At 69.9% G+C, this 21634-nt stretch carries 23 protein-coding genes, 3 tRNA genes and 1 pseudogene; 21 read left to right on the top strand and 6 right to left on the bottom strand.

Features of this window, described 5'->3' with window-relative positions; genetic code table 11:
* Positions 1–7: 7 nt before the first annotated feature.
* Positions 8–988, top strand: a complete 981-nt coding sequence (pip, locus tag ABTW64_RS08415) for a prolyl aminopeptidase (RefSeq protein ID WP_350621245.1) — start codon at positions 8–10, stop codon at positions 986–988.
* 28 nt (positions 989–1016) lie between these two features.
* On the opposite strand, the gene ABTW64_RS08410 is transcribed toward pip, so the two are convergent.
* The gene (locus tag ABTW64_RS08410) at positions 1017–1280 is read right to left on the bottom strand and encodes a glutaredoxin family protein (RefSeq protein WP_350621243.1); all 264 of its coding nucleotides are present in this window, start codon (positions 1278–1280) and stop codon (positions 1017–1019) included.
* A 114-nt stretch (positions 1281–1394) separates the two neighbouring features.
* Between ABTW64_RS08410 and ABTW64_RS08405 the strand changes: the two genes are divergently transcribed.
* The 6 genes from ABTW64_RS08405 to ABTW64_RS08380 all read left to right on the top strand — a co-directional run bounded on the left by ABTW64_RS08405 (position 1395) and on the right by ABTW64_RS08380 (position 6574).
* Positions 1395–2552, top strand: coding sequence for a glycosyltransferase (locus tag ABTW64_RS08405; protein WP_350621241.1), 1158 nt, complete (start codon positions 1395–1397; stop codon positions 2550–2552).
* A gap of 137 nt (positions 2553–2689) precedes the next feature.
* Entirely contained in the window at positions 2690–3775 is a 1086-nt protein-coding gene (locus ABTW64_RS08400; protein ID WP_350621239.1) for a replication initiator, read from the top strand.
* Positions 3776–3799: 24 nt separating this feature from the next.
* A complete protein-coding gene (locus ABTW64_RS08395; RefSeq protein WP_350621237.1) occupies positions 3800–3946 on the top strand; it encodes a hypothetical protein in 147 nt (48 codons plus the stop codon).
* A gap of 213 nt (positions 3947–4159) precedes the next feature.
* On the top strand, positions 4160–5083 hold the full coding sequence (locus ABTW64_RS08390; protein ID WP_350621235.1) for a hypothetical protein: 924 nt from the start codon (positions 4160–4162) through the stop codon (positions 5081–5083).
* 80 nt (positions 5084–5163) lie between these two features.
* Positions 5164–5565 (top strand): hypothetical protein, encoded by a 402-nt coding sequence (locus ABTW64_RS08385; RefSeq protein WP_350621233.1) that lies wholly within the window; start codon positions 5164–5166, stop codon positions 5563–5565.
* 46 nt (positions 5566–5611) lie between these two features.
* Complete coding sequence (locus ABTW64_RS08380; protein ID WP_350621231.1) at positions 5612–6574, top strand: tyrosine-type recombinase/integrase; 963 nt, start codon at positions 5612–5614, stop codon at positions 6572–6574.
* A 26-nt stretch (positions 6575–6600) separates the two neighbouring features.
* Here ABTW64_RS08380 and ABTW64_RS08375 read toward each other — a convergent pair.
* The 3 genes from ABTW64_RS08375 to ABTW64_RS08365 all read right to left on the bottom strand — a co-directional run bounded on the left by ABTW64_RS08375 (position 6601) and on the right by ABTW64_RS08365 (position 6912).
* A tRNA-Phe gene (locus ABTW64_RS08375) sits at positions 6601–6676 on the bottom strand.
* Positions 6677–6739: 63 nt separating this feature from the next.
* Positions 6740–6813: transfer RNA gene (locus ABTW64_RS08370), tRNA-Asp, on the bottom strand.
* Positions 6814–6839: 26 nt separating this feature from the next.
* Positions 6840–6912: transfer RNA gene (locus ABTW64_RS08365), tRNA-Glu, on the bottom strand.
* Between the two features lie 195 nt (positions 6913–7107).
* Here ABTW64_RS08365 and ABTW64_RS08360 point away from each other — a divergent pair.
* The gene (locus ABTW64_RS08360; protein WP_350621229.1) at positions 7108–8571 is read left to right on the top strand and encodes a peptidoglycan DD-metalloendopeptidase family protein; all 1464 of its coding nucleotides are present in this window, start codon (positions 7108–7110) and stop codon (positions 8569–8571) included.
* 222 nt (positions 8572–8793) lie between these two features.
* On the opposite strand, the gene ABTW64_RS08355 is transcribed toward ABTW64_RS08360, so the two are convergent.
* Positions 8794–9330: an inorganic diphosphatase gene (locus tag ABTW64_RS08355; protein ID WP_350621227.1), complete on the bottom strand. Its 537-nt coding sequence runs from the start codon at positions 9328–9330 to the stop codon at positions 8794–8796.
* Between the two features lie 97 nt (positions 9331–9427).
* Between ABTW64_RS08355 and tilS the strand changes: the two genes are divergently transcribed.
* The 13 genes and pseudogenes from tilS to ABTW64_RS08290 all read left to right on the top strand — a co-directional run.
* A complete protein-coding gene (gene tilS / locus ABTW64_RS08350; protein WP_350621225.1) occupies positions 9428–10423 on the top strand; it encodes a tRNA lysidine(34) synthetase TilS in 996 nt (331 codons plus the stop codon).
* The gene (locus tag ABTW64_RS08345; protein WP_350621223.1) at positions 10420–11748 is read left to right on the top strand and encodes a hypothetical protein; all 1329 of its coding nucleotides are present in this window, start codon (positions 10420–10422) and stop codon (positions 11746–11748) included. Before tilS ends, ABTW64_RS08345 begins: the two co-directional genes overlap by 4 nt.
* A gap of 39 nt (positions 11749–11787) precedes the next feature.
* The gene (gene hpt / locus ABTW64_RS08340; protein ID WP_350621221.1) at positions 11788–12339 is read left to right on the top strand and encodes a hypoxanthine phosphoribosyltransferase; all 552 of its coding nucleotides are present in this window, start codon (positions 11788–11790) and stop codon (positions 12337–12339) included.
* Between the two features lie 192 nt (positions 12340–12531).
* A complete protein-coding gene (gene ftsH / locus ABTW64_RS08335; protein WP_350621219.1) occupies positions 12532–14535 on the top strand; it encodes an ATP-dependent zinc metalloprotease FtsH in 2004 nt (667 codons plus the stop codon).
* A gap of 21 nt (positions 14536–14556) precedes the next feature.
* The gene (gene folE, locus ABTW64_RS08330; protein ID WP_350621217.1) at positions 14557–15144 is read left to right on the top strand and encodes a GTP cyclohydrolase I; all 588 of its coding nucleotides are present in this window, start codon (positions 14557–14559) and stop codon (positions 15142–15144) included.
* The gene (gene folP, locus ABTW64_RS08325) at positions 15141–15956 is read left to right on the top strand and encodes a dihydropteroate synthase (RefSeq protein WP_350621215.1); all 816 of its coding nucleotides are present in this window, start codon (positions 15141–15143) and stop codon (positions 15954–15956) included. The genes folE and folP overlap by 4 nt, the downstream gene beginning before the upstream one ends.
* A 2-nt stretch (positions 15957–15958) precedes the next feature.
* Positions 15959–16354 carry a dihydroneopterin aldolase gene (gene folB / locus ABTW64_RS08320; protein ID WP_350621213.1) on the top strand — a complete coding sequence of 132 codons (396 nt, stop codon included), beginning with the start codon at positions 15959–15961 and terminating at the stop codon, positions 16352–16354.
* 103 nt (positions 16355–16457) lie between these two features.
* Complete coding sequence (gene folK, locus ABTW64_RS08315; protein ID WP_350621211.1) at positions 16458–16991, top strand: 2-amino-4-hydroxy-6-hydroxymethyldihydropteridine diphosphokinase; 534 nt, start codon at positions 16458–16460, stop codon at positions 16989–16991.
* Complete coding sequence (locus ABTW64_RS08310) at positions 16988–17488, top strand: DUF3180 domain-containing protein (protein ID WP_350621209.1); 501 nt, start codon at positions 16988–16990, stop codon at positions 17486–17488. Before folK ends, ABTW64_RS08310 begins: the two co-directional genes overlap by 4 nt.
* Entirely contained in the window at positions 17442–18053 is a 612-nt protein-coding gene (locus ABTW64_RS08305; protein ID WP_502892313.1) for a PH domain-containing protein, read from the top strand. Before ABTW64_RS08310 ends, ABTW64_RS08305 begins: the two co-directional genes overlap by 47 nt.
* Entirely contained in the window at positions 18050–19813 is a 1764-nt protein-coding gene (locus tag ABTW64_RS08300) for a PH domain-containing protein (protein WP_350621207.1), read from the top strand. Before ABTW64_RS08305 ends, ABTW64_RS08300 begins: the two co-directional genes overlap by 4 nt.
* The gene (locus ABTW64_RS08295) at positions 19810–20520 is read left to right on the top strand and encodes a DUF2520 domain-containing protein (RefSeq protein ID WP_350621205.1); all 711 of its coding nucleotides are present in this window, start codon (positions 19810–19812) and stop codon (positions 20518–20520) included. The genes ABTW64_RS08300 and ABTW64_RS08295 overlap by 4 nt, the downstream gene beginning before the upstream one ends.
* 112 nt (positions 20521–20632) lie before the next feature.
* A pseudogene (locus tag ABTW64_RS08290) lies at positions 20633–20860 on the top strand (lysine--tRNA ligase); the annotation flags it as partial.
* Between the two features lie 66 nt (positions 20861–20926).
* Here ABTW64_RS08290 and ABTW64_RS08285 read toward each other — a convergent pair.
* Positions 20927–21634 (bottom strand): formate--tetrahydrofolate ligase (locus tag ABTW64_RS08285; RefSeq protein WP_350621203.1); only part of this gene is annotated, 708 nt, incomplete at its 5' end.

Here is a 21634-nt window from a genome sequence, read left to right as displayed (position 1 = left end):
GTGCACCGTGAGCGGCGAGCTCGACGGCATCCTGTATCCCGACATCGAGCCCCACGCCACCGGGATGCTCGACGTGGGCGACGGCCACCGCATCTACTGGGAGTGCAGCGGCGACCCTGACGGCAAGCCGGTCGTGTTCCTGCACGGCGGTCCGGGCGGCGGCACGTCGTCCTGGCAGAGGCGCTTCTTCGATCCGACGCGGTACCGGATCATCCTGCTCGACCAGCGCGGATGCGGCCGCAGCGAGCCGCACGCGAGCGATCCGGATGCCGACCTGTCGTGCGTGACGACCTGGCACCTCGTGGGGGACCTGGAGACGCTGCGCGAGCACCTCGGCGTGGAGCGGTGGCAGGTCTTCGGCGGGTCGTGGGGCAGCGCGCTCGCCCTCGCCTACGCGCAGAGGCACCCCGACCGCGTGACCGAGCTCGTGCTGCGCGGCATCTTCACCCTGCGACGGGACGAGCTCTGCTGGTTCTACGAGGGTGGAGCCCAGGCGCTGTTCCCCGACCTGTGGGAGGCGTACGTGGCACCCATCCCGACCGGCGAGCGGTCGGCGATGATCGAGGCATACCATCGGCGGCTGACGCATCCGGATCCGGACGTGCACGTGCCCGCCGCGGTCGCGTGGACCGTGTGGGAGGCCTCGACCCTGACGCTGCGCCCCGACCCCGACGCCATCGAGAAGGCCGCCGAACCGCGCTCCGCGGTGGCGTTCGCGCGCATCGAGAACCACTTCTTCCGCCACGGCGGGTGGTTCCGCGAGGGGCAGCTCATCGAAGACGCGCCGCTGCTGAAGCACATCCCCGCGGTCATCGTGCAGGGCCGCTACGACGTGTGCACGCCCATGATGACCGCGTGGGATCTGCACCGGGCGTGGCCGGAGGCCGAGCTGATCGTCGTGGACGACGCCGGCCACGCCGCCATCGAGCCCGGCATCGCGGCCGCCCTGCGGTCCGCGACCGACCGCTTCGCCTCGTCCGTGCGCTGAGCGCGCGAGGCGAATGCGGCGGCGGCCGTCAGATGAGGTTGAGCTCGCGCAGCTTGGCCTCGACGTCGGCGTTGCTCGGCTCGACGTGGTGCGAGGCATCGGGGTAGACCACGACGGGGATGTTGGTGCGACCCGAGATGTCCTTGGCCACCTGAGCGGCGTCGGGCTCGGCCTCGAGGTCGACGTAGCTGTACGCGACGCCGAGCTCGTCGAGCTGCGCCTTGGTGCGGCGGCAGTCGCGGCACCACTCGGCGCCGAACATCGTGATCTGGTTGCTGTCGAGAGCGGTCATGCACCCAGATTACGCGGGCCTCGAGAGCCCGGATCCGTGCCCGGGCACTCGTCGCGGCATGACACGATAAGGAAGTCCCGCGCCGGGCGGGGTCGGATCAGCGAGAGGGTCGGCGTGCACGTCACCGTCATCGTTCCCACGCGCAACGAGCGGGCGAACGTCGCCGAGATGGTGCGTCAGCTGGGCCTAGCGCTCGCCGGTCGCCGTGCGGAGATCCTGTTCGTCGACGACAGCGAAGACGACACGGTTGCCGAGATCGAGCGCGTCGCGCAGGACGCGCCGCTGCCCGTGCGGGTGATCCATCGCTCGGCGGGGCAGCGCACGGGGGGCCTGGGCGGGGCCGTGGTCGCGGGGCTGAAGGCCGCGGCAGCCGACGTGTGCGTGGTCATGGACGGCGACCTGCAGCATCCGCCCGCGCTCGTGCCCGCGCTGGTCGACCGGCACGCGCGCGGCGACGCCGACGTGGTCGTGGCATCGCGCTACATCGGCGGGGGCGACTCGACGGGCCTGGGCACCACGCTGCGCTTCGGCGTCTCGCGCGCTGCGACGCTGGTGACGAAGGCGATGTTCCCCGTGCGACTGCACGGCACGAGCGACCCCATGACGGGGTTCTTCCTGGTCGACCGTCGCCGCGTCGACGTCGACGCGCTGCGCCCCAGCGGGTTCAAGATCCTGCTCGAGCTGCTGGTGCGCAGCGACCTGCGCGCCGCCGAGGTTCCCATGCGCTTCCACGCGCGCGCCGAGGGCGAGTCGAAGGCGACACTGCGGCAGGGGATGACGTTCCTCGTGCATCTGGCCCGGCTGCGCTTCGGCAAGATGTCGCTCTTCGCGCTGATCGGGGCGACCGGCGCGGTCGCCAACATCGCGATCGTGTGGCTGCTGACCGCGCTGGGTATGGGGTACATCTGGGCTGCGATCCTCGCGGCCGAGGTCACGATCGTGGCCAACTTCCTGCTCGCCGAGCGCTTCGTGTTCGCCGACATGCGAGGGCGTGCCTCGGGCTTCCGACGTCGCTTCGTGACGTCGTTCGCGTTCAACAACGCCGAGGCGGCCATCCGCATCCCCGTGCTGGCCTTCCTGGTCGAGACGTGGCACATCTCGAGCGTGCTCGCGACCGCGATCACCCTCGCCGCGGCGTTCGTCGGGCGGTTCGTGTTCCACTCGCTGGTGGTCTACGCGCCGCGTCGCCCGCGCGAGCCGGGCACCGAGACCGCCGGCCAGAAGATCATCCGCATCCTCGACGAGGAGGCCATGCGGCCCGGCGAGCTGTAACGGCGGTCGGTTGCGGCCGACGCCCTGAGACGACGAAACCCCCGCCGGGGCGGGGGTTTCAGGTGGTGGCTCCGACGGGCGTCGATCCCGTGACCTCACGATTTTCAGACTGATTCCCACTGCCGCGCGACCGCGCTATGTGGTCGACGTCGGACGAGTTCGATCCCCAGCGGGCGGAGGTTATGGCGCGCGGCTGCGCGCGCCCGATCAAGACCGCCTCGGGCGTCTGGGTGCGCTGCGGCTCGCGGATCAAATCGCGCTGCGAGTCGTGCGCCGAACTGTATCGAGGTGATTGGGCGGCAATCGCGCGCTCTGGCATTTTCGACGGGCCGGTGGAGTCGCATCGGTTCTACCTGCTGACCCTCACCGCGCCTTCGTTCGGGCGCGTGCATCGTGTTCCGCGCGATGAGGGAGCGAAAGCGTCGCGATGCGGCTGCGGCGTCGTCCACCGGGCGAAGGATGGCGGGCTGCGCGGCGTGCCTCTCGACGGAGCGACGTATGACTACGCGGGGCAAGTCGCGTGGAACCGTGATGCAGGAGTGCTCTGGGACCGGACGCGGCGAAGGCTGCGGGATCGGTGGGAGTCGGTCGAGTTCTTCATCGTGCGGGAATGGCAGGAACGCGGCGTACTGCACATGCATGTGCTGCTTCGGCTCGAGCGGGCGGGCGCTCCGGACGCTGACACGATCCGGGATGGGGCACGGTCGGCGGTCGCCTTCTCGAAGATCGACGGCGCGGTCGTTGAGTGGGGAGAACAAGCCGATTGCCAAGCGTTCACGGCGGACGGCAACGGGGCCAAGACGATCTGGTACCTGTCTAAGGCGCTGAACTACGTGCTGAAAGATGTGGTGCCTGACGGGGAACGTGCGCACCCGATGGTGTGGGCGCACCAAGCCGCACTCGCTCGAGCTGCGCGCGCCATGCGATGTTCGCGCGAGTGCGTGCCGGGCGACTGCCGGAAAGCGATTCACGCCCGCTTCGGATCACGGTCGCACGTCGTCAGCGCCTCGCGACGCACGCCGCATCGCCCGGGCTGGTCGTTCACGGGTCTGACGCGCTCGGTTCAGCGCCGGCTACGGGCCGAGTGGGTCGCCAGGCAGTCGGAAGCGTCCGCGCCGGCGAGCTCCGCGGTGGCGTCGCCCGCGTTGGTTGCCCCGGTGCTCGAGCGGTTAGCCGACCGGACGCGCCGTGAGAGCCGCTTGAACGCGGCGGCTGCGCCATGACGAAAGAGGAGGGAGGTGAACTGAATGGCTGCAAGTGAGTGCGACTGCTGCACGACTTTGGGCTATCGGCTCTGCGACGAGTGCGAGGAGACCGTCTTCGACGGTCGGCGCGACTCGTTCGGCCGCGACCTGTGCTTCTGGTGCGCCAGCGGTTCGGCCTCGGTGCTGTGACGGGATCGCGAAGCTGCGAGCCAGGATGCTGAGCCGGGCGGATGCTCGGGCGCGCGCATGCGCCGCCAGCGGCGGCGCGAGCACGCACGAGTGCCGCTCAGTTCGGCGCCTCACCCGGAGGCCGGTATCCGACAAACGCCACGACTGATGGGTGGCAACTGCCGCGCTTGCGTGGCAGGCGGCAGAGGCGCCTTACACCGATAGTGTTCGGACATGTCCAGCTTCACTGCACGACTTGGTCAACTCCGGAACCTCCTTGGTGACGGTGTCGACGACCTTGAGGTGCTCGATGTCGTCGGCACAGCGTTGGGCCGGATCGATAGCACCGTCGGACTTGCCGAGGACGGCAACTTGGACGACGAGCACACGGAGGCGCTCCGTCGAGCTGTTGACGCGGAACTGGAACGCGCGCGCGGTCTAAGCGGTGAGCCGACGCCGACTCAGGTGCTTGAGTGGGTACGAGGCGCCTTGACAGCGGTTGACGTCGTGCTTGTCGACGTACTCAACTACCCGGACGCTCCTATGTACGTGAGAGATTACCGAGCGCAGCTGCGGGAGTCGCTGCAGGATGTGACTGCACGCCTTGACCGGGAAGCGTTTCTATCACGCGCGGAGATGGCCGTTGCCGAGGCTGAAGGAGCAGCCACGAAGGCACGGGACGCCGCAGGGTTGTCAGGCGGTGCCAGCCTCGCGGAGTTCTTCGCCGAGTATGCAGGAGAGGAACTGAAGGCGGCACTTCGCTTTCGGTGGCTAACCATTGGCAGCATCGCGCTCGCGAGCCTTCTTGCCGTCTCGCTTCCGCGACCTGGAGTAGATGACTGGGCTGGTCTCGTTTATCGACTTGCTTTCCTCGCGGGGGTGGGCGCTCTTGCTGCGTACTTCGCTCGCCAGGCGGGACAGCATCGTCGGGTCTACAACTGGGCGAAGGGCCTTGAGGTGCAGCTGAAATCCTTTCCCGCGTTCATCGAGTCGGTCGAAGAGGGCACGCGCGCGGAGATCTACCGGTTGTTTGCCTCGCGGCTTCTCGGAGCGATGCCAGAGCGGGGAAGCGGAAGTGCCGACGATGGTCTATCAGCCGGACAGGCAGTCGAGTTGCTTACGGCGCTCGCGCGCAGGGGAGCGCCGCAGGCGCCTTGATCATGTAGAGAAACTTTCGGGACGTGTCCGCGCTGGGGCGTAGCCTGTAGTTGCAGATATCGGAACTAGGACTGGATCTCATGGCTGACTTCCGCGCAGAGCGCATGCCCTCGCCTGAGGGCGAGGGGCGTGCGAAGGCTGCGCTGGAGGGTGCCTGGGACAAGTACTACGGCGCGAACAAAGCGGTCAACGACCAGCTTTACGCAGCGCTGCCGTTCCTCAAGTCGATGATGCGCGGCTACACGACGTCGAACGTCTTCGACCTGTTCGGTTTCTGGGTGTGCTGGCGCCTCGTGGGTGGGTTCGACGGGATGCAGCAGCAGTTCGGCATGAGCCGGTCGTCCCTCTATCGTCGGATCGCCTTGTTTCGGCGCGTCTTCGGCGAGCATCCGGACGTGTACGACTTCCCGGGCATCTCGGTCGACCCGGCGCTGTTCGCAATGGGTATGGCGGCGCCTAAGCCGCCGACCGAAGAAGGCTAGTCCCGAAATCTTGCACTAACGACTGGGGTAGCTCTAGTCTCTGAATGTGGGACTAGTCACCGTGGGCGCGCTGTGGGCGAAGTATCGCCCACTGATCGTGTCGCGCATCGCTGAGGGCACGGCGCGCGCGTATGACGTCGCCTGGCGCACACGCGTGCGTCCTCGGTTCGGCGATGTTCCGGTGAGTGCAATCACTGCGCTTGATGTTGAGCTGGCGTTCGCTGAGTGGCCGGGCAAGCCTTCCACGAAGGTCGACGCCCTCGCGATGCTCTCCGCGGTCTGCCGTGTGGCCGTGAAGGGAGGGCTGATCGCTTCGAACCCGTGCCAGGGCATCGAGCGTCCTCGAGGTGTCGCGTACGAGCCTGCTTCGCGCGCTCTGACGGTCGATGAGGTGCCGCGTCTGCTGGCGGTGCTGCCTGAGTCCGGGCCGTATCGCCGCTTCGTGCTCGCCATGCTCTACACGGGGTGTCGACTCGGCGAGGTTGCGGCTCTGTCCTCGGCTGATGTTGACCTTGAGCGTCGCGTCGTCGTGGTGCAGCGCACGGCCTCGCCGGGCGTGACCGGCGCACGCGTCATCGGGCCGACGAAAGGGCGGCGCACGCGTGCGGTTCCGATCCTCGACGGCTTCAGGCCGATCCTCGAGGAGGCGATGGCGGGCAAAGGGGCGCATGAGCCGATCTTCACCGGGCCTAACGGCGGCTACATCACCTCGAAGAACCTGAGCCGTGCGCTCAGCTGGCACGCGGTTCGCGATCAGGTCAAGACGTTCCCGCCGGGTGAACCGGCACTGCACTGGCACGACCTGCGCCACTCGTTCGCGGTGATGGCCTTCCGTGCTGGCGTACCGGCTCCGGATGTACAGGCCCTCCTGGGCCACGCGACTTTGGCGGTCACACAGCTCTACGCGGACACGCGGAACGAAGCCGCGCGGCGGGCGATTGAACCGCTCTCCGCGCTGTTCGCCTCCCTCCCGATGAGGTCAACGAGAGGGGGTGAGAACGTCGCGTAAAAGTGCGGTACATCAGGCTATTTATGTGGTGGCTCCGACGGGCGTCGATCCCGTGACCTCACGATTTTCAGTCGTGCGCTCTACCAACTGAGCTACAGAGCCGAACGGCTTGCTTGCCGCTTCCTATGCGAAAGGCCCTCTCGAAAGAGGGCCCGTCGCCCGGAGCGACCCTGACGGGACTTGAACCCGCGACCTCCGCCGTGACAGGGCGGCACGCTAACCAACTGCGCTACAGGGCCAAACTATGGAATTGTATCAGCTCGTGTGACCCCAACGGGATTCGAACCCGTGCTACCGCCGTGAAAGGGCGGCGTCCTAGGCCGCTAAACGATGGGGCCGGGGTGAACCTCGGGGCTCACGTGCCGACGCTCAAGCATAAGCGGACGGCTTCCGATTTTCCAATTCGGGGCGCGTCCTCCCGCATCCCGGGCGTTTCGCGGCGCAGGATGAGCGTGGTTCGGACGACCGCAGCACGCGCGCAGAGCGCCGCTGAGTGCGTCTCTCTTGTTGCCGATGCGGCGGATGTTGTTAGTGTGACCAATGTGAAACAGGCGGTGACCAGCCCGATGGACGCGCCGGAGGCCACGGGCGAGGCGTGCGACTGCGCGCCCACGATGGCTGAGCGGCGCCGTCTGTGGACCCCGATCACCCGCCGCAGCGCGCTCGCGCTCGCCGGCGTGGGTGCCGTCACCGTGGGCATCGGCCTCTCGGGCGCGGGCAGCGCCTTCGCTGTGACCTACAACCCGGATGACTATCCCTCGTGGGATGACGTCGAGCGCGCCAAGCGCAATCAGTCCGACAAGGAAGGCGAGATCCGCCGCCTCGAGGACATGATCGCGCAGCTGACGCGGCGCGTGGAGGAGACGCGGGCTGCGGCGCAGAAGGCGGCCGACGAGTACTACGCGGCGCAGCAGGCCTTCTACGAGTCGGCGTACCGCGCCGATGAGCTGCAGAAGCAGGCCGACGAGCAGGCGGCTCTCGCCGAGACGGCGGCGACCAACGCGGCACGCGTGGCGTCGCAGCTGTCGCGCACGGGCGGCGACAGCACGTCGCTCGAGGTGCTGTTCGCGGGCTCCGCCGCCAGCGCCGACGAGCTGCTGACCAAGCTCGGCCAGATGGACAAGCTGATCGCCGGCAGCGAGACGATCTATGCAGAGGCCGTCACGGCCCGCGACTCGGCGCAGAAGCTGTCGGATCAGGCCGCCGTCGCCCGTGAGGAGCGCGACCGCCTGCAGAAGATCGCCGAGGAGAAGATGGTCGCGGCGCAGAACGCGCAGATCGCGGCCGAGCAGGCCCTCGCCGACCAGCAGGAGCACATGGTCACCCTGGAGGCCCAGCTTGCGGCGCTCAAGGACGACACCAAGAAGACGGTCTCCGACTACCAGAAGGGCGTCGAGGCCAAGAAGGCGTATGAGGCCGAGCAGCGCCGCCTCGCGGAGGAGCGTCGCCGCAAGGCCGCCGAGGAAGCCGCGCGCCGGGCCCGGGAGGCGGCCGCCGCGGCACCGAAGCCCGCGCAGCCCGCCGGTGGCGGCGGTGGCGGTGGCGGCGGCACGACCACCGGCGGTCAGGCTCAGGGCAGCGGCTGGGCTCGCCCCAGCGACGGCTGGCGCACATCCGGCTATGGGCCCCGTCCCCAGATGTGCGGCCCGAGCTACTGCGGCTCCTCCTTCCACGCCGGCATCGATCTCGCCGCCGGCTGCGGGGCGCCGATCTACGCCGCGGCGAACGGCACGGTGGTCTACGCCGGCTACAACGGCGGCTACGGCAACTACATCCGGCTCGACCACGGCAACGGCGTGGGCACGGGCTACGGCCACATCGTCAACGGCGGCATCATCGTCGGCTACGGGCAGCGCGTGCGCGCGGGCCAGGTCATCGCCTACGAGGGCAACACCGGCAACTCGTTCGGCTGCCACGTGCACTTCGAGGTCTATCTGGGCGGCGCGACGACCGACCCGGGGCCCTGGATGTCCGCTCGCGGCATCAACACCTACTGATCGCCCACCCATCCGCTCGGGCACCCTTCGGGCGCCGCTCGCGCCCACGCATCCGCTCGGGCACCCTTCGGGCGCCGCTCGCGGCTGCGCACGCTGTCCCCGCAATCCGGCTGATCGGCCACGCACGGCACGCGGCCCACGCGCATCAGCGCGGGCGCCCGTGGGGGCGTCGCACGAAAAGGGGCCCATCCCGCAGGATGAGCCCCTTGACGCGGTCGCGTCTCAGTCGCGGGTGTTGGGCGCCTCGCCCTCACCCTGCGTGCGCGTCTGGCCCTCGTGCTCCTCGAAGCGCTGGTAGGCCTCGGTCACCAGGCGCTCGGCCTCGGCGGCGTCGCCCCACTGGTCGACCTTGACCCACTTGTTCGGCTCGAGGTCCTTGTAGTGCTCGAAGAAGTGCTCGATCTCCTTCTTCGTGTACTCGGCGAGGTCGCCGATGTCCTGGATGTGGTCCCAGCGCGGGTCCTTGGCGAGCACCGCGATGACCTTGTCGTCGCCGCCGGCCTCGTCCTTCATCTTCAGCACGGCCACGGGGCGCACCTTCACCCCGACGCCCGGGTACACGGCGTGGTCCATGACGACCAGGACGTCCAGCGGGTCGCCGTCCTCGCCCAGCGTGTTCTCGAAGAACCCGTAGTCGGTGGGATAGCCGAAGGTCGTGTACAGCACGCGGTCGAGGAACACGCGGCCGGTGCCGTGGTCCACCTCGTACTTGACGCGGCTGCCGCGCGGGATCTCGATGACTGCGTCGTAGGCGCCCATGCCAGTGCTCCTTGGAAAGTAGGCGGGAAATACCGGGTAAAGCCTAGTCGGGAGGCCGGGGGACATCCCGCCGCGGCCGCGCCGATACCGTGGAGGCGTGCTCGATCCCGCCGTGGCCGCCGTCCGTCTCGCCGTGCGCTCCGCCCTGGCCCCGCTGCCCGATGGGGCGACGGTGCTCGTCGCCCTGTCGGGCGGCGCCGACTCGCTCGCGCTCGCGGCGGCGACGGCGCACGAGGCGCGCGCGCGGGGCATCCGGGTGGGCAGCGTGACGGTGGACCACGGGCTGCAGGACGGCTCGCACGAGATCGCACTGCGCGCGGCGCGGCAGGCGGCGGGCCTGGGCATCGACCCGATCGTCGTGCGCGTCGAGGTCGGCGCGGACGGGGGCCCCGAGGCGGCCGCGCGGGCGGCGCGCTACGCGGCGCTCCGCGATGCGGCGGCGGACGCCGGCGCCGAGGCGGTTCTGCTGGGCCACACGCTCGACGACCAGGCCGAGACGGTGCTGCTGGGGCTCGCGCGCGGCGCGGGCAGCGGCAGCCTCGCGGGCATGTCGCCGGCGCGACAGGATGATCGCGGCGTGCGCTGGCTGCGTCCGCTGCTGGGGCTGCGGCGCCCGGTCACGCGGGACGCGTGCGCCGCCGCGGGCCTCGATCCCTGGGACGACCCGCACAACTCCGAGCCGCGCTTCTCGCGCGTACGGGTGCGCGAGCGCGTCCTTCCCCTGCTCGAGGCGGAGCTGGGCCCGGGCATCGCGGAGGCGCTCGCCCGCACGGCCGAGCAGCTGCGCGAGGACGCCGAGGCGTTCGCCGAGATGATCGAGGAGACGATCGAGGACATCGTCGAACCCGCCGAGGCCGGCATCGCGGTGTCGGTCGCGGCGCTCGCCGCGAACCCGGCGGCGCTGCGGAACCGGATCATCCGGCACGTCGTGCAGAGCGAGTTCGGCGTCGCGCTCACCCGCACGCAGACCCTGGAGGTCGCGCGCCTCGTGACAGATTGGCGCGGGCAGGGGCCGATCGACCTCCCGGCGTGCACGGCCGCCCGGCGCGGCGCGCTCGTCGTGTTCGCCGCCCGCGACGGAGTCGGCGGATGACCCAGGACGTGCGCCGCGGGCACAGGGCCGAGCCGCTCCCCGTCGAACCGCTTCCGGTCGGGCCCTTGCAGGCGGTCGTGTCGGGGTTCGCCACCGTGACGGTCGGGGCGTTCGTCGCGGCGGGCATCGTGTTCGGCGTCGTGCTGATCGGCGGCATCCTGAGCGAGGAGGTGCTGCGCCTGCCGTCCGTGTACGACGTGGCGTTCCGGGCGTCGCTCGCGATGGTGCTGCTCTGGGTGGCGCTGATGATCCCGGCCGAGATGGTGCGGAACGTCGTGGACAAGTGGATGCGCCTGCGGGCGGCGGAGGCGCGCTTCGCGGCGCCGGAAGCACCGCGGCTGCCCGCCGCGGAGCATCGGCGCCTGCGCGCGGATCCCTACGGGTCGCTGGTGGCGGTGGCCTGGTTCGCGGTGGTGCTCGGCCCCATCGTGGTGCTCGCGGCCTTCGTCGCCGGCCTCGGCCCGGCGGTCGCGGTGGGGGTGACGCTCGTCGGGATCGCTCTGACGCTGGGCGCCATCCTGCTGTTCGTGACGGCCCGGCGCTTCGCCACGGCGTGGGACGCGCGTGCCGCCCGGCTTCCCGCCTCCGTCGCGAGTGCGCGCCGTCGGCACACGCCGACGAGGGGATGGAACGTGGCGGCAGCGGTCGCGCTGCAGCTCGGGGTCTACGCGTTCTTCGGTGGCGTGGTGCTGCGCCAGCCCTGTCGCGACTGCGACCCGGTCGACTACGGCGACAGTCCCATCGAGGGCCTGATCGACGTGCTCGTGGGGCTCGGCGGCGCCCTCGTGGTGGTGCCCGTCGTCCTCCTCCTGCTCACGACCCTGCCGCACCTCGTGCGCACGGCTCTCGCCGAGCGGCGCACCCTGCGCGCGGCACGCGCCGGCACGCTGCAGCCGGGCGACGAGGTGGCGGCCCAGCTGCTCGACCTCGGCACGCTCGAGCGGCTCGCATACGGGCTGACGGTGCTGGGGTTCACGCTGCTGATGCTCGGCGGCACGTCGTGGGGCGCGCTCGCCAATGACCACGCGGCCTCGGAGGATGTCGCGGCGCTCGAGGCGCTGCACGTGCTGCTCGCGCCGGGGGCCGGGCTCGTTCTCGCGGGTCTCGCTGCGGGCATCGCCGGCGTGGTCGAGGCGCGCTCGCGCCGTGCCGCGATCCACGCGGCACTGCCCGGGTTCGACTGCGCGCCGCCGGCCGCGGGGCAGCCCGATGGCGGCTCCACGCTGGGGGCGGACCGCGCCGGCTTCGACGCGGGCGGAGGGTCGGACGGCGGGGGTGCCGACACCGGTGGAGGGTCGGACGGCGGCGGGGGCGGCGGCGACTGACCCGGCTTCTGCCCGGGCAGGCGCCCGTAGACTGCCCCCATGCGCGCGGCAGACATCCCGAACGACCTCTCGTCCGTCCTCGTCACCGAGGAGCAGATCCAGGAGAAGCTCGCGGAGCTCGCCGACCGCATCGAGGCCGACTACGCCGGCAAGAAGCTGCTGCTCGTGGGCGTGCTGAAGGGCGCCGTCATGGTGATGGCCGACTTCGCGCGGCACCTGAAGCGGGACATCGCGATGGACTGGATGGCGGTGTCGAGCTACGGCAGCTCCACCAAGTCCAGCGGCGTGGTGCAGATCCGCAAGGACCTCGACACCGACCTGGGCGGCTGGCACGTTCTGATCGTCGAGGACATCATCGACTCCGGCCTGACGCTGAGCTGGCTGCTCGACAACTTCGCGTCGCGCGGCGCCGAGTCGATCGAGGTGCTGGCGCTGCTGCGCAAGCCGGAGGCCGCCAAGGTGCACATCGAGTGCAAGTACCTCGGCTTCGACATCCCGAACGAGTTCGTGGTGGGCTACGGCCTCGACTACGCCGAGCGCTACCGCAACCTGCGCGACGTCGCGATCCTGGCGCCACACGTCTACGCGTAGTCCTCACGAAGGACCTCGCGCGAGGCGGGGTCGCTTCGCTTCGCGCTCGCCCGCCCTCGCCGGCGGTGCGGCCCACCGGCCGTACGCCCTGGGCGAAGCGCAGTCAGGGCATAGGAACCGCGGGGTAACGTGAACCCCAGTCGCCGTGGTTGCGGCGCGCACGACAGGAGGGGCAGGGGGAGACCCCGGACCATGGACTTCAAGAAGCTCACGCGCAATCCGCTGATCTACGTGCTGCTGATCGGCGTGCTCCTCATCGTCGGGTTCTCGCTGATCTCGAGCCTGACGGGCACGAAGCAGATCACGACCCAGCAGGGTCTCGAGCTCCTCGGCGGCGACACCGTCGAGAAGGTGCTGATCACCGACGGCGACCAGCGCGTCGACCTGCAGCTGTCGAAGCCGTACGAGGACGCGACCGACGTGCAGTTCTACTACGTCGAGGCGCGCGCCGACGAGGTCGTCTCCGCCATCGAGCAGGCCGCTCCCAAGGACGGCTTCAACGACGCCGTGCCGCGCGCGACCATCTGGGACAGCCTGCTCTCGCTGCTGCTGCCGATGCTGCTGCTCGGTCTGCTGTTCTGGTTCCTGCTGTCGAGCGCCCAGGGCGGCGGCGGCAAGGTCATGCAGTTCGGCAAGTCGCGCGCCAAGCTCGCCAACAAGGAGCACCCGGACGTCACGTTCCAGGATGTCGCCGGCGCCGACGAGGCGCTCGAGGAGCTGCAGGAGATCAAGGACTTCCTGAAGGAGCCCGCCAAGTTCCAGGCCCTCGGCGCACGCATCCCCAAGGGCGTGCTGCTGTACGGCCCTCCCGGCACCGGAAAGACCCTGCTGGCCCGCGCCGTCGCGGGCGAGGCGGGCGTGCCGTTCTACTCGATCTCGGGTTCGGACTTCGTCGAGATGTTCGTCGGCGTGGGTGCCAGCCGCGTGCGCGACCTGTTCAACCAGGCCAAGGAGAACTCGCCGGCCATCATCTTCATCGACGAGATCGACGCGGTCGGTCGACACCGCGGCGCCGGCATGGGCGGCGGACACGACGAGCGTGAGCAGACGCTGAACCAGATGCTCGTGGAGATGGACGGCTTCGACCCGAAGGCGAACGTGATCGTCATCGCGGCCACCAACCGCCCCGACATCCTCGACCCGGCGCTGCTGCGCCCGGGCCGCTTCGACCGCCAGATCGGCGTGGACGCTCCCGACCTCGCGGGTCGCCGTCGCATCCTGGAGGTGCACGGGCGCGGCAAGCCGCTGGCCGACAGCGTCGACCTCGACGTGGTCGCGCGCAAGACGCCCGGCTTCACCGGCGCCGATCTCGCGAACGTGCTGAACGAGGCCGCCCTGCTCACGGCGCGCTCCAACGCGCAGCTCATCGACAACCGCGCGCTGGATGAGGCGATCGACCGTGTCATCGCCGGTCCGCAGCGCCGCACGCGCGTGATGAACGACAAGGAGAAGCTCATCACGGCCTACCACGAGGGCGGTCACGCGCTCGCGGCGGCGGCGATGAACCACACCGATCCGGTCACCAAGATCACGATCCTTCCGCGCGGCAAGGCCCTCGGCTACACCATGGTCCTGCCCCTCGAGGACAAGTACTCGGTCACCCGCAACGAGCTGCAGGATCAGCTCGCCTACGCCATGGGCGGCCGCGTGGCGGAGGAGATCGTGTTCCACGACCCCACCACGGGCGCGTCCAACGACATCGAGAAGGCCACGGGCATCGCACGCAAGATGGTCACCGAGTACGGCATGACCACCGACGTGGGACCTGTGAAGCTCGCGTCGTCGAGCGGTGAGGTGTTCATGGGGCGCGACATGGGCCACGGGCGCGACTACTCCGAGCGCATCGCCGAGCGCATCGACCAGCAGGTGCGCGAGCTGATCGAGCAGGCGCACAACGAGGCCTACGAGGTGATCAACGCCAACCGCGACGTGCTCGACAAGCTGGCGCTGGCGCTGCTCGAGCACGAGACGCTCGATCACACGCAGCTCGAGGAGATCTTCAAGGACGTCCGGAAGCTGCCGCCGCGCCCCCAGTGGCTCTCGAGCAGCGAGCGTCCGGTGTCGCAGCTGCCTCCCGTGCAGGTGCCGCGTCGCGTGCAGCCGTCGGGCATCGCGGCATCGGCGAGCGCCGAGCAGTCGCCGAAGGCCTCGGCCGTGCGTCCGGCGACCGGGCAGGCGCGCCCCGCCACGGCGTGAGCGCCCCCATAGGATGACCGAATGGCCGTCGACAGGGAGCGCATCGCCGCGCTGACGCGAGAGCTGCTCATCGCGATCGGCGAGGACCCCGAACGCCCCGGCCTGCGGCAGACGCCGCAGCGGGTCGCCGACGCGAGCGCCGAGATGTTCGCGGGCGTCGGCCTCGACGCGGCCGAGCCGCTGTCGCACACGATCAGCGTGACGCATGGGCCCGCGCCCGACACCCTGCCGTCGGGCGCGGTCATCCTGCGCGACATCCGGTTCCGCTCGACGTGCGAGCACCACCTGCTGCCGTTCGCGGGGCACGCGCACATCGCGTACCTGCCCGGCGAGCAGGTCGTGGGCCTCGGGGCACTGCCGAAGGTCGTCGACATCCTGGCCGCACGCCCGCAGGTCCAGGAGCGCCTGGGCGAGCAGATCGCCGACACCATCGCCTCGTCGCTCGACGCGCGCGGCGTGCTCGTGGTGCTCGACGCGGCGCACCAGTGCGTCACGATGCGCGGATCGCGCCAGGTCGACAGCACGACCGTCACGATCGCGGCACGCGGCGAGCTGGCCGAGCCGGTGCAGCGCGCAGAGATCATCGCCCTGATCGGGAGGGGCGCGTGACGGCGCGAGCGACCGGCGGACGCCCGCAGATCTGGGGCATCGTCAACGTCACGCCCGATTCCTTCAGCGACGGCGGCCGGTTCTTCGACGCCGAGCGCGCCGTCGCGCACGGCCGCGTGCTGCGCGCGCAGGGCGCCGATGTGCTGGATGTGGGCGGCGAGTCGACACGGCCGGGCTCGCAGCCGGTCGGCGCCCAGGAGGAGACGCGGCGCGTGCTGCCGGTGATCGAGGCGCTCGCCGCGGACGGCGCGACCGTGAGCGTCGACACCTACCGGGCCGAGACGGCCCGGGCGGCGATCGGGGCGGGCGCGGCGATCGTCAATGACGTGTCGGGCGGTCTGGCCGACCCGGCCATCCTGGACGTGGTCGCCGAGACCGGCGCGCTGGTCGCCCTCGGGCACTGGCGCGGGCCGTCGGCCGACATGTACGCCCGTGCCGAGTACGACGCCATCGGCCCGGAGGTGGCGAACGAGCTGCGAGAGCGGGTGGACGCGGCGGTCGCGGCGGGCATCGCACGCGAGCGGATCATCCTCGACCCCGGGGTCGGGTTCGCCAAGGCCGGCGAGCAGAACTGGGCGCTGCTGCGGCAGTTGGACGCGATCACGGCCCTGGGGCTGCCTGTGCTGATCGGCACCTCGCGCAAGCGGTTCCTGGACTCCGCGCTGGGCGACGACGCGTCGATCGAGCGCAAGGACCTCGCGACGGCCGTGACCAGCGTGCTGGCCGCGCAGCGCGGCGCCGCCGCCGTGCGCGTGCACGACGTCGTCGCGACGCGGGACGCGCTCGCCGTGGCGCGGGCATGGGAAGGATGACGATGCACTTCGTGGACATGATCGAGCTGACCGGCCTGCGCGCGTTCGGGCGGCACGGGGTCTTCGACTTCGAGCGCGAGAACGGCCAGGACTTCGTGGTCGACCTGCGGCTGGGACTGTCGACGTCGCGCGCCGCCGAGACCGACGACGTCGCCGACACGGTGCACTACGGGGAGCTGGCCGAGCGGGTGGTGGCCATCGTGGGCGGCGAGCCGGTGAACCTCATCGAGACGCTCGCGCACCGGATCGCCGACGCCGTGATGGAGGACGAGCGCATCCGGTTCGTCGCCGTCACCGTGCACAAGCCGCAGGCGCCCATCCCGGCACAGTTCGCGGATGTCGCGGTGACCGTGCACGCGTCGCGCCCGGCCGAGCCGACCTGGGCGGAGTCGCAGTGATGTCCCGGTCGTGGCCTGTCAGCGCGGGGCCGTGTCCCAGTCATGGCCGTTATGGCCGGGTCATTGCGGCCACAAGTGGGACACGGCACGAGGGAGGGTGCCCGTGAGCCGCGATCTCGCCCGGCCGCTGGGGACGCCGCCGGCGCCGACGCGGGCCGAGGCCGTGACGGCCGTTGTCGCGCTCGGCGCGAACCTGGGCGACCGGGCGGCGACGCTGACGGCGGCGCTCGAGGAGCTGCGGCGGCTGCCGCTTGTGGACGAGGTGGTCGCCTCGACGCCGATCGAGTCGGTCGCCGTGACGCTGGAGGGGCCGGATGAGGCCGAGCCCGCGTACCTGAACGCCGTCGCCCTGGTGCGCACCCGGCTGGCGCCCTCGGTGCTGCTCGGCATGCTGCACGCGATCGAGGCGCGGCACGGGCGGGAACGTCGGGAGCGCTGGGGCGCGCGCACGCTCGACCTCGACCTGATCGCCTACGGCGACGTGGTGTCGGCCGACGAGCGCCTGCTGCTGCCGCACCCGCGCGCGGCCGAGCGCGACTTCGTGCTGTCGCCGTGGCTCGAGATCGATCCCGACGCCGTGCTGCCGGGCCGTGGACGGGTTGCGGACCTCCTCGCCCGGCTGGGGGAGGCGCCGTGAACCGCACGTCGCCGCTCGCGCTGCTCGTGGCCGCGGTGCTCGGCGGCGGAGCCGGGTTCCTGATCGACCACGTGCTCACGCTCTCGGGCCGGCCGACGTTCGCTCCCGCCGTCGGACTGCCCATCCTGCTCGTGCTGCTGGGCGCCGTGTGCCTCGTGACGGCGTGGCCCGTGCGACGCTCGACGCGCCGGGCGGGAGCGCCCCGGGTCGACCCGTTCCGGGCGGTGCGGATCGCGATCCTCGCCAAGGCCTCGAGTCTGGTCGGCGCGGCGGTCGGCGGCGCCGCGGCGGGCCTGCTGCTGTACGTCTCGACGCGACCGGTGAGCCCGGCGCTAGGCTCGATGGCGACCACCATCGCCACCATCGCGGCGGGCGCCGCGCTCGTGGTCGCGGCGCTGGTCGCCGAGCAGTTCTGCAGCCTGCCCCCAGGCTCCGGCACAGAGGATCCCGATGAGCGAGAGCCAGATGACGCCCAGCCCGGAGACGCCGGGCACTGATCCGGCGGCCGGCGAGCCTGCGGCCGGTACGGCACACCCCGTGCTCGACCGGCATACCTACACGTCGCTGCGGGAGCCGCGCGCGGCCGGCCGCCTCGCGCTCGACGGCGCCTGGCACCAGATCTCGCCGAAGTACGTCGTGTCGCAGACCGTGCAGAACGCGATCCTCATCGCGATCGCCCTCGCGATCGCCCTGGTGCTCAGCCTCGGGATGGAGCAGCACTGGGTGTGGATCCCGGCGGGCATCCTGATCGTCACGACCCTGATCGCCCAGGTCGTGCTGCCGCGCCAGGCGCGGGCGCTGGGGTACATGCTGCGCGATGACGACCTCGTCTTCCGCAAGGGCATCCTCTGGCAGCGGATGATCGCGGTCCCCTACGGCCGCCTCCAGCTGGTGGACATCACGCAGGGCCCGATGGACCGCGCGTTCGGCATCGCCAAGCTGAAGATGGTCACGGCCGCGGCCACGACCGGCGTCGAGGTGCCGGGGCTCTCGCGCGAGGCGGCGGAGGCGCTGCGAGACACGCTGATCGACGTGGCCGAGACGCGGCGGACGGGACTGTGAGCGACAGCCCCGAGCTCCGTCCCGCCGGCGCGCCCGTGGCTCTCGCCGAGGGCGGCGCGTCGTCGATGGCCGACGGCGGATGGCACCGGATGCACCCGCTCACGCCGCTGTTCCAGGGCGGGCTGGTGCTGCTCGTGGTGGCCGGCATCGCGATCGGTAACCTGCGCGACCACCTCATCTACTGGTTCGTCGCCATCGTCGCCCCGGGCGTCGATGTCGGCGACGATGCGCCGGGCGATCCCGTCGACTGGGTCCTCCGCAGCGGACTGATCGGGTGGGGGCTGCTGGCGGTGCTGCTGCTCGTGGTCGTGCTGGCCGCGGTCTTCTGGGTGCTGTGGCGCTTCCACCAGTTCCGCATCACGGGAGATGACGTCGAGGTGCGCAAGGGGCTCGTCTTCCGCACGCATCGCCGCGCGCCGCTCGACCGAGTGCAGGGCGTGAACCTCACGCGCCCGTTCCCCGCGCGGCTGATCGGCATGGCGAAGCTCGAGGTGGTGGGCGCCGGCACGGACGCGAACGTGTCGCTCGAGTACCTGGCCACGCGCCGGGCCGAGGAAGTGCGCGCCGACATCCTGCGGCTCGCCTCGGGGGCCCGAGCTGTGCGTCAGGCGGCCCGCGACGGCGTCGCGATCGCGCCCGGACGAGGCCTCGTCGGGGCCCTCAACGAGGGCGTCGCGGGCATCATCGACGGCGTCGACCACGCCGATCTCGTGCCGGAGAGCGTGGTCAAGATCCCGACGGGGCGCCTGATCGGATCGCAGGCCATCAGCGGCCTGATCTGGCTCGGCTTCTTCCTGCTGATCTTCGCCGTCACGATGGCGTTCATGCTGCCGGTCGCGCTGTCGAACGAGGACGGCGACGGCCTGCTCGTGCTGCTGGGCGCGGGCCTCGGCACGGGCATCCCGCTGGTGCTCGCCGCATTCGCGATCACCTGGACGCAGATCACGCGCTCGCTGCGGTACGCGATCGCGCCCACCCCCGACGGCGTGCGCGTCACGTTCGGCCTGTTCACGACGGTGACCGAGACGCTGCCGCCCGGCCGCATCTTCGCCGTCGAGGTGACGCAGTCGCTGCTGTGGCGGCCGTTCGGCTGGTGGACGATCAAGATCAACCGGATGAGCGGCCAGAGCGCCGCCCAGCAGGCATCGGGACAGGGCCAGCAGTTCAACACCGTGCTGCCGGTCGGCACGCGGGCCGACGTCGAGCGCGTGCTGGCGCTGATCCTGCCGGATGTGCCGGCGCAGGATCTGCCGCTGATCTGGGACCACGGCATGCTGGGGCCCGTCGCCGAGTCCGGCGTCGTGGACCCCTACACGACCATGCCGCGTCGTGCCTGGTGGCGGCGTCCGGTGTCGTGGCGTCGCCACGGATACGCGCTCACCGGCTACGCCCTGCTGCTGCGCCGCGGGCGCGTGTGGCGCAAGCTGGCGGTGTTCCCGCTCGCCCGCCTGCAGGGCGTGTCGATCGCCCAGGGGCCGATCGATCGACTGCAGCGCGTCGCCTGGGCCCAGGCGCACAGCGTCACCGGGCCCGTGTCGGGCCAGGTCGTGGGCCTCGACCGCGGCGACGCGCTCGACCTGCTGCAGCGCGCGAGCCGCGCCGCGGTCGCCGCCGCCGCGGCCGACCAGTCGCACCGCTGGCTGCAGCATCTGCCGGCCCCGGATGTCGCGCCCGCGCCCGCATCGGACGCCGCCATGGGGCCGGGCGCCGCGATGGGATCGGGCGCGGGGCGGGCGGGCGCCCCGGAGGCGACCGCATGAGGCGCGACGGGCGGCTCGGGGTCGGCATCATCGGCGCCGGACGGGTGGGGCCCGTGATCGGCGCGGCGCTCGCCGGGGCCGGTCACGCGCTCACAGGGATCACGAGCGGCTCCGACGACGAGCGTGTCCAGGCCATGCTGCCGGGACTGCCGGTGCTCGATGCGCTGGAGGTGGCGCGCCGCAGCGAGCTGGTGATCCTGGCGGTGCCGGGGCGCGAGCTCGCCGGCCTGGTGTCGGGGCTCGCCGAGCTCGGCGCCTGGCAGGTCGGGCAGCTCGTGCTGCACACCGACGCCGAGCACGGTACCGGGGTTCTCCGCCCGGCCGCCGAGCGCGGCGCGATCCCGCTGGCCGTGCACCCCGCCATCGCGTTCACGGGCACGAGCATCGACCTGCGTCAGCTCGCCGCCTCGTACGCCGCGGTGACGGCGCCGGCCGCCGTGCTGCCCATCGCGCAGGCGCTCGCCGTGGAGATCGGGTGCGAGCCCGTGGTGGTCGCCGAGGAGGACCGTGCGGCCTATGCCGAAGCCATCGAGACCGCTTCGGAGTTCTCCCGCCAGATCGTGCGACAGGCCACCGGCATCCTGCGCGGGATCGGCGTCGACAACCCCGGCGGCTACCTCTCGGCGCTGGTGCGCTCGACGGTCGATCAGGCGCTGACGGAGGCGAGCCCCGCGATCCCGGATCTGCCGCCCGACCCCGACGCTTGATCCGAGGACACGTGTTCTCAACGAGGACACGCCGTCTGAGCGCTCGGATGACGTTTCCTCGTTGAGAGCACGTGTTCTGAGTGCTCAGGACGCCGCCCGTAGGATTGAGGGCATGCCTGAGACGCCCGCCGAGAACGCAGCCGAGCCCACCGAAGAGGACATCTTCGAGCAGAAGGCGGTGCGTCTGGCGAAGCGCGAGCGGCTGATCGCCGAGCGCGAGTCGGCCGCGGGCGGCGCGTACCCCGTCACGGTGCCGGTGACCCACACCATCCCGGCTCTGCGCGCACGGTACGGCGACCTCGAGGCGGGCGCCGAGACCGGCGAGACCGCCGCGGTCGCGGTAAAATAGAGCAATTAATTTTATTAATAAGGTTAATTAGTTACATAAGCAGATGAAATATTTATACTATAATAAGCCTTGAATTTCCCCGTTATCATCCAAATAAATTCGCTCTGCTGCTGGTGTTTTTGGCAACCCTGGCATCGTCATTACCGTTCCCGTATACACTACAATAAACTTAGCACCTGCTGAGACGGAGATGCCATTTACTTGTACTGTAAATCCTTCTGGGGCACCAAGCAGCTTAGGTTGATCTGAAAAGGAATATGGGGTTTTCGCCATACAAACAGGTAGGTTTCCATATCCTAATTGTTCCGCATCCTTGATTTGTTTGCTTGCTTTTGCTGAAAATTGTACATCTTTACCACGATAAATTTCAGTTACAATTTTCTCGATTTTTTGTTGAATACTTAGTTCTAGATCGTAAATTGGGTGGAACTGGGTTATAGCTTTAACTTCAGCTTCAGTAATTGTTTCAACAACTGCATTTGCTAATGCAACTCCACCTTGGCCCCCATCAGCCCAAACATTGGAGATTTCAGCGTGAATTCCTAATTCATTGCAATATTGTACTAAAAAATTTATTTCCTCCTGAGAATCCGTCAAGAAATGATTAATCGCTACAACGACAGGTACTCCAAATTTCGTAATATTTTCAATATGTCTTTTCATATTAGCTAAACCAGTCTGTAGTGCCTCTAAATTAGGTAACTCTAGTTCACTCTTAGCGACTCCACCATTATGTTTTAGTGCCTTTAACGTCACAACAAGTAC

This window comes from Microbacterium sp. NPDC096154, from assembly GCF_040302945.1.
GTDB lineage: Bacteria > Actinomycetota > Actinomycetes > Actinomycetales > Microbacteriaceae > Microbacterium.
Note: the sequence above shows the minus strand (reverse complement) of the source record. Positions and strands in the feature narration are given on the sequence as shown.